Annotated in this window: 12 protein-coding genes, 2 tRNA genes, 2 rRNA genes and 1 riboswitch; of the genes, 14 read left to right on the top strand and 2 right to left on the bottom strand. The window is 53.0% G+C overall.

The genetic code is table 11. The features are described from left to right. From BZG77_RS04945 to BZG77_RS05000, 12 genes are all read left to right on the top strand, one after another. Positions 1 to 74 (top strand): 23S ribosomal RNA (locus tag BZG77_RS04945); the annotation flags it as partial. Between the two features lie 115 nt (positions 75 to 189). After that, positions 190 to 305: ribosomal RNA gene (gene rrf / locus BZG77_RS04950) — 5S ribosomal RNA — on the top strand. Between the two features lie 59 nt (positions 306 to 364). Further along, positions 365 to 441: transfer RNA gene (locus BZG77_RS04955), tRNA-Asp, on the top strand. Positions 442 to 586: 145 nt separating this feature from the next. Continuing rightward, positions 587 to 663 (top strand) — tRNA-Trp (locus BZG77_RS04960). Between the two features lie 257 nt (positions 664 to 920). After that, entirely contained in the window at positions 921 to 1,301 is a 381-nt protein-coding gene (gene crcB / locus BZG77_RS04965) for a fluoride efflux transporter CrcB (protein ID WP_069586806.1), read from the top strand. 56 nt (positions 1,302 to 1,357) lie between these two features. Continuing rightward, positions 1,358 to 1,457: riboswitch (TPP riboswitch) on the top strand. Positions 1,458 to 1,550: 93 nt separating this feature from the next. Beyond that, positions 1,551 to 3,527, top strand: coding sequence for a phosphomethylpyrimidine synthase ThiC (thiC, locus tag BZG77_RS04970; RefSeq protein WP_077646429.1), 1,977 nt, complete (start codon positions 1,551 to 1,553; stop codon positions 3,525 to 3,527). After that, positions 3,524 to 4,192 (top strand): thiamine phosphate synthase, encoded by a 669-nt coding sequence (gene thiE, locus BZG77_RS04975; protein WP_077646430.1) that lies wholly within the window; start codon positions 3,524 to 3,526, stop codon positions 4,190 to 4,192. Before thiC ends, thiE begins: the two co-directional genes overlap by 4 nt. Continuing rightward, entirely contained in the window at positions 4,176 to 4,943 is a 768-nt protein-coding gene (locus BZG77_RS04980) for a HesA/MoeB/ThiF family protein (protein WP_077646431.1), read from the top strand. The genes thiE and BZG77_RS04980 overlap by 17 nt, the downstream gene beginning before the upstream one ends. Continuing rightward, entirely contained in the window at positions 4,927 to 5,124 is a 198-nt protein-coding gene (gene thiS / locus BZG77_RS04985) for a sulfur carrier protein ThiS (protein WP_046074603.1), read from the top strand. Before BZG77_RS04980 ends, thiS begins: the two co-directional genes overlap by 17 nt. A 2-nt stretch (positions 5,125 to 5,126) precedes the next feature. After that, positions 5,127 to 5,900 carry a thiazole synthase gene (locus BZG77_RS04990; RefSeq protein ID WP_077646432.1) on the top strand — a complete coding sequence of 258 codons (774 nt, stop codon included), beginning with the start codon at positions 5,127 to 5,129 and terminating at the stop codon, positions 5,898 to 5,900. Next, the gene (thiH, locus tag BZG77_RS04995) at positions 5,900 to 7,051 is read left to right on the top strand and encodes a 2-iminoacetate synthase ThiH (protein ID WP_077646433.1); all 1,152 of its coding nucleotides are present in this window, start codon (positions 5,900 to 5,902) and stop codon (positions 7,049 to 7,051) included. The genes BZG77_RS04990 and thiH overlap by 1 nt, the downstream gene beginning before the upstream one ends. Positions 7,052 to 7,064: 13 nt before the next feature. Continuing rightward, on the top strand, positions 7,065 to 7,295 hold the full coding sequence (locus BZG77_RS05000) for a glutaredoxin family protein (RefSeq protein WP_069361819.1): 231 nt from the start codon (positions 7,065 to 7,067) through the stop codon (positions 7,293 to 7,295). 54 nt (positions 7,296 to 7,349) lie between these two features. On the opposite strand, the gene BZG77_RS05005 is transcribed toward BZG77_RS05000, so the two are convergent. Together BZG77_RS05005 and BZG77_RS05010 are read right to left on the bottom strand one after the other, a co-directional pair. Continuing rightward, entirely contained in the window at positions 7,350 to 9,137 is a 1,788-nt protein-coding gene (locus BZG77_RS05005; protein WP_077646434.1) for an aminopeptidase P family protein, read from the bottom strand. 63 nt (positions 9,138 to 9,200) lie between these two features. Then, complete coding sequence (locus tag BZG77_RS05010) at positions 9,201 to 10,181, bottom strand: LysR family transcriptional regulator (protein ID WP_077486016.1); 981 nt, start codon at positions 10,179 to 10,181, stop codon at positions 9,201 to 9,203. A gap of 98 nt (positions 10,182 to 10,279) precedes the next feature. Here BZG77_RS05010 and BZG77_RS05015 point away from each other — a divergent pair, with 98 nt between their 5' ends. Continuing rightward, complete coding sequence (locus BZG77_RS05015) at positions 10,280 to 11,485, top strand: multidrug effflux MFS transporter (RefSeq protein ID WP_077646435.1); 1,206 nt, start codon at positions 10,280 to 10,282, stop codon at positions 11,483 to 11,485. A gap of 206 nt (positions 11,486 to 11,691) precedes the next feature. After that, positions 11,692 to 11,985 carry an H-NS-like global regulator TsrA gene (gene tsrA, locus BZG77_RS05020; protein WP_021022191.1) on the top strand — a complete coding sequence of 98 codons (294 nt, stop codon included), beginning with the start codon at positions 11,692 to 11,694 and terminating at the stop codon, positions 11,983 to 11,985. Positions 11,986 to 12,001: the final 16 nt, after the last annotated feature.

Raw genomic sequence — 12,001 nt, forward strand, 5'->3', positions numbered from 1 at the left:
GTTGATAGGCAGGGTGTGTAAGCGCTGTGAGGCGTTGAGCTAACCTGTACTAATTGCCCGTGCGGCTTAACCATACAACACCCAAGAGGTTTTGGGTTGGACTCGAAATAAGCCAGTTGATTGTGGCGAGAACGAAACAGCTTTCTAGATACGTGTTTTGACTGAAAAGTGAAGACACACCCAATTTTGCTTGGCGACCATAGCGCTTTGGACCCACCTGACTCCATGCCGAACTCAGTAGTGAAACGAAGCAGCGCCGATGGTAGTGTGGGGTCTCCCCATGTGAGAGTAGGACATCGCCAGGCTCTCATTACAATTGATTAAAGCAAAGAGATATAAGCCTTTAGTCATACAGAATTGGTGCGGAGTGGTAGTTCAGTTGGTTAGAATACCGGCCTGTCACGCCGGGGGTCGCGGGTTCGAGTCCCGTCCACTCCGCCACTACTTAGAAACCCTAGCTGAAAAGCTGGGTTTTTTTGTTATTGGACGACCAGACAAATCGCTTTATAAATAAGCGATTAAACGTTTGACTAGTAATTGATGGTGGTAATTTGTCGCGAGATCGCTACAATAGGCAACTATCTACAGGGGTATAGCTCCAACTGGCAGAGCAGCGGATTCCAAATCCGCGTGTTGGGGGTTCGAATCCCTCTACCCCTGCCAAATATTAAAGCATCGACATCGTCGGTGCTTTTTTTGTATGTGAACATGCAAACCACAAAAAATCGTGTTGGGGGCTGGGCCGCCAGTCCGATCGAATCCCTCTACCCCTGCCAAATATTAAAGCATCGACATCGTCGGTGCTTTTTTTATGTCTACTGTCTGTGGTAGTAACCGCGCCTTTCTTCCTTTTTCTCCCTCCTGTTTCTTGTTCACATGTCGCGGTATGATGAGTTTTTACCAATCGAAAGGAGCACCCAGTGGTAAGTATATTGTGGGTAGGGCTTGGTGGCGCATTAGGGGCGTCCTCGCGTTTTTTAGTTTCAGAGTGGAGCGTCGCAGTGTTTGGTCGAGGATTCCCTTACGGCACCCTAATGGTTAATGTGCTGGGCTCATTAGCAATGGGCGTCTTTTTAGCGGCGATGAGCCAAGAACTGATTGCCCCAGTGCCTTGGCGTCAACTGATTGCGATTGGCTTTTTGGGTGCGTTCACCACCTTCTCGACCTTTTCAGTGGATACCTTGCTTCTTTTTCAACATGGTGAGACGGTGAAAGCCTTGTTAAACGTGGGTCTCAACCTTGCGTTATGCTTAGGAGCGGCCGCGATGGGGGCTTGGTTGCTAGGACGCATTACTGGGTAGGTAAAAACATGCCATTACGTCGCTTGTTGTTGCGGCGGTGATTTCTTATACTGGCGTTGAACTTGTCGGAGTGCCAATTGGCTGAGACCACGTGAAGTGGGATCCGTTGAACCTGATCTGGTTAGGACCAGCGAAGGGAACAAGAGATGCATCAGATCACAGACCGTACGCGTCTGCCAGTTTGCTCACATCTCAATTCAGCGTTTTCCGGCAAGCATTAATTCCCATAATGAACACCGGAGTAATGCTATGTCGACCCGTAAACAGGCCCGTCTTGAGGCCAAATCTTTTATCGATTCCCTCTCTGCGCAAACCTACCCTAACTCGGAAAAAGTCTATGTCGAGGGATCGCGACCCGATATTCGCGTAGGCATGCGCGAAATCCACCTTTCTCCTACTTTTGTAGGCGGGAGTAAAGATAATCTGCAGTATGAAGCCAATGAGTCCATTCGGGTTTATGACACATCAGGGCCTTATACCGACCCACAGAGTGCTATCGATATTTACCAAGGCTTAGCGCCAGTGCGAAAAGCCTGGATTGATGAACGTGCCGATACAGAGTTTCTTGATGCAGTGAGCTCAGACTATGCAAAGACTCGCCTCAGTGATGAAACCTTGGATGACCTTCGCTTTAAAGCCTTACCGTCTATCCGTCGGGCGAAACCCAACCAATGTGTGACTCAACTTCACTACGCACGCCAAGGCATTATCACCCCAGAGATGGAATTTATTGCTATTCGGGAAAATATGGGTCGCCAACAGTATCGTGAAGAGCAGCTCAATCGCCAGCACCCAGGAGAAAGCTTTGGTGCTCACTTGCCATCAAACATCACTCCCGAATTTGTGCGCCAAGAAGTCGCTGAAGGGCGTGCGATTATTCCTGCCAACATTAACCACCCAGAAGCGGAGCCGATGATCATTGGGCGTAACTTTCTCGTGAAAGTGAATGCCAATATTGGTAACTCAGCCGTGAGCTCCTCCATTGAAGAAGAAACCGAAAAGCTGGTGTGGGCGACCCGTTGGGGCGCGGATACGGTGATGGATTTATCGACTGGACGCAATATCCACGAAACCCGCGAGTGGATTTTACGTAATAGCCCAGTTCCGATTGGCACTGTGCCTATGTATCAGGCGCTTGAGAAAGTGAACGGCATTGCCGAAGACCTGACCTGGGAAGTAATGCGCGATACCTTGATAGAGCAAGCCGAGCAAGGGGTCGATTACTTTACCATTCACGCTGGGGTGCGTTTGCACTATGTGCCCATGACCGCCAATCGCGTGACTGGGATTGTCTCGCGCGGTGGATCGATTATCGCCAAATGGTGCTTGGCGCATCATCAAGAAAGTTTCCTGTATACCCATTTTCGCGAAATCTGCGAAATCTGTGCCGCTTACGACGTGTCTTTGTCGTTGGGCGATGGGCTGCGTCCCGGCTCAGTGGCAGACGCGAACGACGAAGCGCAATTCAGTGAGCTACGTACCCTGGGCGAGCTCACCAAGGTGGCATGGGAATACGATGTGCAGGTGATGATTGAAGGCCCTGGCCACGTGCCCATGCATATGATCAAAGAGAACATGGACGAGCAGCTCACCCATTGCCATGAAGCGCCTTTCTATACTCTCGGCCCGCTAACCACCGACATTGCTCCCGGTTACGATCATATTACCTCCGGCATTGGTGCGGCGATGATTGGCTGGTTTGGGTGTGCGATGCTCTGTTATGTCACGCCCAAAGAGCATCTGGGTCTGCCCAATAAGGAGGATGTTAAAATTGGGCTTATCACCTACAAGCTTTGCGCGCATGCTGCGGACTTAGCTAAAGGACACCCGGGGGCGCAGGTGCGTGATAACGCCATTTCTAAAGCGCGCTTTGAATTCCGCTGGGAAGACCAGTTCAATCTATCCCTTGATCCGTTCACGGCACGCGCCTATCACGATGAAACACTGCCTCAAGAGTCGGGCAAGGTCGCACATTTTTGCTCGATGTGTGGACCGAAGTTCTGCTCCATGAAAATCAGCCAGGAAGTCCGGGACTACGCCAAAGAAAACGGCTATGCCGCCGCGGGTCAAGCGATTGATGTCGCTATGCTGGAAGACCCGTTAGCAGGCATGCAGCAAAAATCGCAAGAATTCCGAGAAAAGGGCAGTGAGCTCTACCTGCAAAAATCCCATCTTCAGCCACAACACGGTACTGAGGTGGAAGACAGCGACAAGGTGGGATCATGAGTTTAACTCCGTTTGCGCCTATGTCTGAAGGTATAGGCCCATTATATCCTGTGGTGGACGATGTGGATTTGCTCGAACGCTTGCTTTGCTTGGGGGTGAAAACCGTGCAACTGCGTGTGAAGCAGCCGGGGCATCCACAATTGCTAGATTGGGTACAGCGCGCGGTGGCATTAGGGCGCGCGCACCATGCGCAGGTGTTTATCAACGATCACTGGCTGCTCGCGCTTGAGGCTGGTGCCTATGGCGTTCATCTGGGGCAGCAAGACTTACAAGAGGCGGATCTTGACCGGCTTGCCCGGCAAGGGCTGCGTCTCGGTGTGTCGACGCGCAGTCCCGAGCAGCTCGCTGCAGCGGTTGAACTCACGCCAAGCTATCTCGCCATCGGCCATATTTTTCCCACCACCACCAAACAGCTCACCGAGCCACCGCAAGGTATTTCAGCGTTAGCACAGCAGGTGGCAACTGTGGAGGGCCGCTTCCCGACGGTGGCGATTGGCGGTATTGATCTCGACCGAGCTCCCGAGGTCTGGCGCACCGGCGTGGACGCCATTGCGGTAGTCCGCGCCGTGACGCAAGCGCCCGATTTAGCGGCGCGCATTGACGCGTTTAATCGCTGTCTGAATCCATCCAGACAGCAAGGAGAGTGTGATGCTATCGGACAGTGAATACCTGCGTTATAGCCGGCAAATTATGCTGCCAGAGGTCGGAGAGTGCGGGCAGCAGGCACTTAGCAAGGCGCGCGTGTTAATGGTCGGTGCCGGTGGGCTTGGAACCACCGCGGGCCTCTATCTTGCAGGCGCTGGCGTGGGTCAGTTAGCGATTGCTGACTCGGACCACGTTGAGCTATCTAATTTGGCGCGTCAGGTGGCGTATCGGGATGAGCAAATCGGCACCGATAAAGCCGCAGCGCTAGCCGCTAACTTGGGCGCGCTGAACCCATATTGCCGGTGCCGAGCCATCAATGCCTATCTTGAGGGTGAACGTCTGGCGCTTGAAGTGGCGATGGCGGATGTGGTGCTTGATTGCAGTGATAATCTCGCCACTCGTCATGCGGTCAACCAAGTCTGTGTAGAGACTGGCACGCCGTTGGTGAGCGCGGCCGCGATTGGCTGGCAAGGCCAGTTATTGGTTTATCAACCACATAGTGCATGTTATGCGTGCGCCTTTGCAGACGTGACGCCCTCTGAACCCACACGCTGCGCTGAAGCTGGGGTAATGGGGCCGGTAGTCGGCATGATGGCCACCGCGCAAGTGCTGGAAGGGATAAAACTGTTATTAGGGCAGGCGGTCGGTACCAATCGCTTGTCACGACTGGATGGACAAACCATGACATGGCAGCACTTTTCGCTGCCCGTGCATCCGCACTGTGCGGTTTGTCAGCCAAAGCGGGAGGTAAGCGATGCAGTTAACTATTAATGACACGCCTACAGAGGTCAATGCCACGACCGTCGCGCAATTGATTGAGGAGATGAAGGTGCCGGCTGAATCAGTCGCGGTCGCGCTAAATCAGACCATTATTGCGCGTGATGCTTGGTCATCCACGTCACTCACCGCTGGCGATAGCTTGGCGGTCTTTCAAGCGATTGCCGGAGGATAATCATGTTAACCATTGCGGATACGACGTTTTCATCTCGCCTGTTAACCGGCACCGGCAAGTTTGCCAGTCGCAAGACCATGGCCGAATCACTGGCGGCCAGTGGTACTGAACTGGTCACCATGGCGCTAAAGCGAGTCGATGTGCATGCCACACAAGACGATATTTTAACGCCGCTGCGCGAGCTAGGTGTACGCCTGCTGCCCAATACCTCAGGGGCGAAAAATGCGCAAGAAGCGGTCTTTGCCGCGCGTCTTGCCCGAGAAGCATTGGGAACGCATTGGGTGAAGCTGGAAATTCACCCCGACCCCAAATATTTGATGCCTGATGCGATTGAAACCCTTCAAGCGGCGAAAACGCTTGTAGATGAGGGGTTTGTGGTGCTGCCATATTGTCATGCCGATCCTGTGCTGTGTAAGCGTTTGGAAGAGGTGGGATGCGCGGCGGTGATGCCCCTTGGCTCACCGATTGGCTCCAACCAAGGGCTGGCCTCAATGGCGTTTCTCGACATCATTATCGAGCAAGCTCGCGTGCCGGTGATCATTGATGCCGGCATTAGTGCACCGTCAGATGCGGCGTTAGCGATGGAGCGCGGTGCCGATGCAGTATTGGTCAACACCGCTATTGCCACGGCTGGCGATCCGATTGCCATGGGCGCGGCGTTTAAACAAGCGGTTGAAGCAGGACGATGCGCGTATCAAGCTGGACTGGCGGGCACACACAATCACGCCCACGCTTCTAGCCCTTTAACTGCGTTTCTTGACGCTAAGGAGGCGTGATGAGTTTTTCTGAGCGGTGGGCAGCACTCGATTGGGATCATCATCGCCTTTCGATTTACAGCAAAACGCGCCAAGATGTCGAGCGGGCGCTGGCCAAGTCCTCGCGCAATGTGGACGATTTCGCTGCCCTTATCAGCCCAGCCGCTGAAGCCTACCTTGAGGTCATGGCTCAGCAATCTGCGGCGCTGACGCGGCAGCGGTTTGGCTACACCATGGGGTTCTATATTCCGCTGTATCTCTCCAATTTATGCGCCAACGTGTGTACCTATTGCGGTTTTTCGATGGAGAACCGGATTAAACGGCGCACGCTGGATGAGGCGGATATTGCTGCCGAATGTGAAGCGATCAAGACAATGGGCTTTGACAGTGTGCTCTTGGTGACCGGTGAGCATGAAACCAAGGTAGGGCTCGAGTATTTTCTCCGCGCCTTACCGGTGGTGAAGCGATACTTTCATCATGTGGCGATGGAGGTGCAGCCGCTGGATACCGAGGCGTATCGTGTCTTGGTGGCACAGGGTGTGGATGCGGTGATGGTGTACCAAGAAACCTATCACGCTCCAACCTATGGGGAACACCACAAGCGCGGGAATAAAACCGACTTTCACTACCGGCTGCAAACCCCAGATAGGTTGGCACAAGCAGGGGTCGATAAGATTGGTCTCGGCGCTTTGATTGGCCTTGAGGACTGGCGCACCGACAGCTTTTTTACCGCCCAGCATCTGGATTATTTGGAAAAGCAACACTGGCAAAGCCGCTATTCGCTATCTTTTCCGCGCTTGCGCCCTTGCGCGGGGGCGTTACAGCCGAAATCGGTGATGACGGATAAGCAACTGGTTCAGCTGATTTGTGCCTATCGGTTGTGGAATCCGCAGGTAGAGCTGTCGCTATCGACACGGGAGTCACCTCACTTTCGCGACAATGTGTTGCCGCTTGGTGTCACGAGCTTATCCGCGGCGTCAAAAACCCAACCGGGCGGTTATGCCAACCCTGAGCCACAATTAGAGCAGTTTGCCATCAGTGATGAACGTAGCGCGGCAGAGGTGGCCGCCAGCGTCCGTGCCCTCGGTTTTGAGGTGGTATGGAAAGATTGGGATAACATCTACGATGTGGCGCGTCAGGCGCAAATGGCTTCACAAACGGCAGCGGGTTAGCGACAATGCGGGCATGAAACGTATTACTGTATATGTAGGTCCGCGCTGTCCTCACTGTGAGGCGGCCAAAGCTTACTTGGATAAAAAAGGGCTGCGTTATCGTGTTGTCGATACGGCCACGCCTAAAGGCAAGAAGCTGCTGGCGGCAACTGGCTCGCGGGGTGTCCCAGTGATTTGCATTGGCGATACCACCTTGCGCGGCTTTTCGCCCAAAGCGGTTGAGAAAGCCCTGAAAGGGGAATAAAAAAAGCGTCCAATCGGACGCTTTTTGTTTTTTTATACTTAGTGAAGACGCGACTTAACGGCTTAACGGCGCGGTCGCTTGTTTTAACCAAGCTTGGTCTTGATCATCGAGGTGGGGACTGATTTCATCCCACACGGTTTGATGATAGCGATTCCACCACTGGATTTCCGCCTCGCTGAGTAAGCTCACATCGACCAAACGACGATCGATCGGTGCACGCGTGAGTGAGGCAAACCCGAGCATCGTCATGTCGCCCTCGGTGGGCTTTTCTTCAATCAACTCGAGGTTTTCAATCCGGATCCCAAACGCGTCGGCGCGATAGTAGCCCGGCTCGTTTGACACCACCATGCCCGGCAATAGCGCGACACTATTGGGCGCTTTGGAAATGCGCTGCGGACCTTCGTGCACGTCCAAGAAATGCCCGACACCATGACCGGTGCCATGGTCAAAATCATAGCCGTGTTGCCACAAATACTGGCGTGCTAAGGCATCAAGCTGGCTGCCTGAGGTGCCTTTCGGGAACAGCGCGGTGGCCAGCGCAATATGCCCTTTAAGCACCAGCGTGAAGGCCTTTTTGATCTCAGCGCTGCATTCGCCCACCGGCACGGTACGGGTAATGTCGGTGGTGCCGTCATAGTATTGGCCGCCTGAGTCGACCAAGTAGACGTTGTTGCTCTCAATCACGCTCGGTTTGGGCTGATTGTTGTGGTTATAGTGACACATGGCCGCATTGCCACCGGCGGCGGAAATGGTATCAAAGCTTAAGTCGACCAGTTGATCGTCTTGTTGGCGGAATTGATACAGGGTGTCTGCGAGCACGGCTTCATCAGGGCGTTCACCGGCGTCGACTTGACGGTCAAACCACGCCAAGAAGCGGGTCACGGCAACACCATCGCGCACGTGACAGGCACGCATACCGGCGATTTCTTGCGGGTTCTTGGCCGCTTTTTCAAGCGCACATGGGTCTTGCGCTTCCACCACGGTGACTTGCGCTTGTTGGAGCGTGTCCAGTGTCCACGCATTGGCACCGTTTGGGTCGACCAATACACGTTGACCGCTCAGCGCTTGCAGGGCATCAACTAGACTATCAGGGTGCGCGACGCTCACGCCTTGGCCCACGTGTGCATCAAAGCCTTCGGGGAGACGGTCAGGATCGATAAACACGGTGACGTCACCGGATTGCTTGATAATCGCTTGGGTCAGTACCACGGGCAAACGTGGGATATCGCGACCACGGATATTGAGCAGCCAACAGACGGCATCGGGTTGAGTGAGTACCGCGGCATCAAGACTCTGATCGGCCAGCTGCTGGCCAATGGTTTGACGTTTATCCAAGCTGGCGCGGCCGGTTTTCTCTTCGCCCAGTAAAATGGCAGGGCTATTAAGCGGGGCGGGGCGATCGTCCCACAAGCTTTCAATCGGGTTTTGCTCCACACTCACCAGTGTCAAAGCCCCATCCAACGCGCGTTGGGTACGTTTGTACCAAGCGGCGCTATGCATGCGAGTGTCGATAGCCAGCTTGGCACCTTTTGGCAATTGTTGCTGGGCCCATTGCACCGGTGGCTCATCAATCAGGTGGCAGTAGTCAAACAGGCCGGCGGGGACTTGCTTACGGACTTGAACCACATAGCGGCCATCAACAAAAATCGCCGCCTTGTCGCGGGTGATCACCGCCGCCCCTGCGGAGCCGGTAAAGCCGGTTGCCCAGTGGAGGCGTTCGTTGTGCTCGGGCACATACTCACCGAGATATTCGTCTTCGTGGGGGATGAGTAGGGCGTTATAATCGTGTTGATCTAGCCAGTGTCTTAGCTGCTCAACACGCTTGGTAAGGGTCGCGTCCATTATTCTTCCTTCTTTGTATGGGGTGAACTTGCCATGTTCGGCCACGCGTAAAAAACCAGTGGTTTAGACCCTAGCGCGATGGGCGATAGGCTGCAATTTTGCCGGGCTAAACTGCTGACAGCGCGAAATAATCAAGGCTTTCAGCCATTGGTGCCCCGGGTCATTTTCTTGATTTTGATGCCAAAACAAGGTGTACGCCATCGGCGGTATTGGCGTCGGTAACGGCCGTACCACCAAATTGAGCGACGCGGCAATATAATGCGCAAACTGGCTTGGTGAGGTAAACACCAGGTCGGTATAGGTACACAGGCTCGCCGCACTGTTAAAATCAGGCACGTACATGGCAATGTCACGCTCAATATTACGCTCTGCCAGTTTATAGTCCAACAACCAGCGATCATTTCCATCACATTTCACCTGTACATGTCGCAGTCCAAGGTAACGCGCTTCATCCCATGGGCCCTTGAGTGCGGGGTGATCGGCGCGCATCAAGACACACTGGTGATCTTGGCAAAGCTCTTGGTAGCGCACACCCTTGGGCGGCATCATGGTCAGCATGGCATCGGCGGGATTTAAATCTTTGCCGGTAATACCAAAGTCGATATTGCCACGGGCGAGACCATCAAAAGTGGTTTGATCCCAAGCGGCGGTATTGAGGGTGATCGATGGGGCGGCCTCTAACATATCGCCAATAAATTGGGGCAGCAGTAATGGGTAGGCGCTTTCTACAAGCGCAAAGCGAAAACAGCGATCACTTAAGTGTGGCTGAAAATGGTCAGGTTCGGTCATCGCCGCGATATCATTGAGCAAAGCGCGTAATTTAGGTTGCAAGGTTTGTGCACGAACCGTGGGTTTTAAGCCGTGGGCGGCTCGAGTAAAAAGCGGATCGTTAAATTGCGATCTTAGCCGGGCCAGATTTTTACTCACCGCCGATTGACTTAAATGCAGGCGTTTGGCTGTGCCCGTGACATTGCACTCTTCTAAAAGTACATGCAAACACACCAATAAATTGAGGTCGGTACGTTGCAGTTGGTCCAAATCCATCTTTGGTATTCTCCTTAGGAATAACTGCTTTTACTATAAACCATTATGGTTCATATCCTGAAGCCACTATACTGCGTGCCTGTATAGAGGAGTAACCAATGACGCACACTGATTCACCGACATCAAATCGCTTACTGGTCGCCTTAATGGTGTTACTGGTGCTATTTAGCCCCATGGCGATTGATATTTACCTACCGGCACTATCGCATATGGCGGGTGACTTTAATGTGAGTCCCACTTTGGCTCAAGACACTGTGACCTGGTTTATGTTTAGCTTAGGTCTTGGTCAGCTGTTTGCGGGGCCGTTGGCCGATCGCTTTGGCCGTAAGCCTGTGGCTATTATTGGTATTTCGCTTTATGGCCTTAGCTCTTTGATGGCGTGGCTCGCCACCTCGATGGATATGATGCTGGTGGCGCGTTTGCTGCAAGGGTTTGGCGCGTGTGCAACCTCCGTGTGTGCCTTTGCCGCCGTTCGCGATCGTTTTGGTGCCGAACGCAGTGGCCATATGATTAGCTACTTAAATGGTGCGATTTGTTTTGTGCCGGCTCTAGCGCCTCTACTTGGTAGTTGGTTAACCCAGGTGTTTGACTGGCGTGCTAACTTCACTTTTATGCTCGGTTATGCGGTATTAGGGTTGGTGCTGGTTATCGTCTTTTTGCCCGAAACCCGACCATCGCATACTGATACCTCGGGCCGCCTATTCAGCTTACGCCGTTATTGGCAGGTGCTGCGTGTACCAACATTTACTTATCACATAACCCTTTGCATGTTGGCGATGGCGGTGATCCTCGCTTATGTCACCTCCGCACCTGTGCTGTTGATGGACAGATACGGTATCTCCATGAACAGTTTCACCTTTTGGTTTGGCGCCAATGCGGCGTTAAATATTGCCGCGGCAATGTTAGGGCCACGTTATATGCAAAAGTTTGGTAGCCGCCGGGCATTAAATATTGGCCTTATGATGCTGGTGGGATCGGGCGGGTTGATGTTGGCGCTTAGCCCCATCGCTGAACCTTGGGCCTTTATGTTGCCGATCTTTACCTCTTCATTCGGCTTTGCTTGGGTGTTAGGCGCGTCAGCTGGAGCAGCATTAGCGCCGTTTTCGGACCGCGCGGGCACGGCCGCGGCATTGCTCGGGTTATTCCAAATGAGCGGGGCTGGGCTACTCGTGAGCTTAACCCAGCGTCTAGGCTTATCGGCCAGTGATTTGATGACGGTGCATATGTGGTTATTAGTGCCGGGTCTGATTATTTTATGGTCACCGAAAGGTAAGCAATGGCATGCCAAAATGGTAAAAAGCTAAATAATCAATAAAACAACGTCTCAGTTGGCAAACAATAATAAGACGTGCAAAACGCAGGGGTCTCGACAACCCATCATCCTTTTGCGCTGGCCTCGGCCAGCGTTTTTTTATTTTGCTAAACGTGCGTGGTTCAGAGTATATTTACTAAGCAAATCGAATTAACGCTCATTCCTTTTCGTTTTATATCCAAAGGTCAGTTATACACTATGTCATTATCGACAATCGAAATGGCGCGCGTCCTTGAACAACTTGAGGAATCGCCGGAAAAAATCATGTTTGGTAAATTATTGGTAGAGCTAGGCAGCCAAAGTGAAGAGCGTGTCCGTAGCGCCGCCCATCAAGTGCCGCTCAAATATTTACGCGAGCTGGTTTATCAATTTAATCACGTGATTGAAGATCGTCGTGCTGAGCGTATCGAGGAAATCACCCAAGGTTTGGAGCAAGATGGCTTGTCGGCTGACGAGCTATACCAGTATATGATCCAGCGTAAGATGGGTTAATGCCGATTGACGCCGT

The organism is Salinivibrio sp. IB643, assembly GCF_001996105.1.
Classification (GTDB): Bacteria; Pseudomonadota; Gammaproteobacteria; order Enterobacterales; family Vibrionaceae; genus Salinivibrio; species Salinivibrio costicola.

Coding starts and splice junctions, on each gene's coding strand:
- thiH (WP_077646433.1), top strand. CDS start 5,900: ATGAGTTTTTCTGAGCGGTGGGCAGCACTCGATTGGGATCATCATCGC.
- BZG77_RS05015 (WP_077646435.1), top strand. CDS start 10,280: ATGACGCACACTGATTCACCGACATCAAATCGCTTACTGGTCGCCTTA.
- thiC (WP_077646429.1), top strand. CDS start 1,551: ATGTCGACCCGTAAACAGGCCCGTCTTGAGGCCAAATCTTTTATCGAT.
- tsrA (WP_021022191.1), top strand. CDS start 11,692: ATGTCATTATCGACAATCGAAATGGCGCGCGTCCTTGAACAACTTGAG.
- BZG77_RS05010 (WP_077486016.1), bottom strand. CDS start 10,181: ATGGATTTGGACCAACTGCAACGTACCGACCTCAATTTATTGGTGTGT.
- thiE (WP_077646430.1), top strand. CDS start 3,524: ATGAGTTTAACTCCGTTTGCGCCTATGTCTGAAGGTATAGGCCCATTA.
- thiS (WP_046074603.1), top strand. CDS start 4,927: ATGCAGTTAACTATTAATGACACGCCTACAGAGGTCAATGCCACGACC.
- BZG77_RS05005 (WP_077646434.1), bottom strand. CDS start 9,137: ATGGACGCGACCCTTACCAAGCGTGTTGAGCAGCTAAGACACTGGCTA.
- BZG77_RS05000 (WP_069361819.1), top strand. CDS start 7,065: ATGAAACGTATTACTGTATATGTAGGTCCGCGCTGTCCTCACTGTGAG.
- BZG77_RS04990 (WP_077646432.1), top strand. CDS start 5,127: ATGTTAACCATTGCGGATACGACGTTTTCATCTCGCCTGTTAACCGGC.
- BZG77_RS04980 (WP_077646431.1), top strand. CDS start 4,176: ATGCTATCGGACAGTGAATACCTGCGTTATAGCCGGCAAATTATGCTG.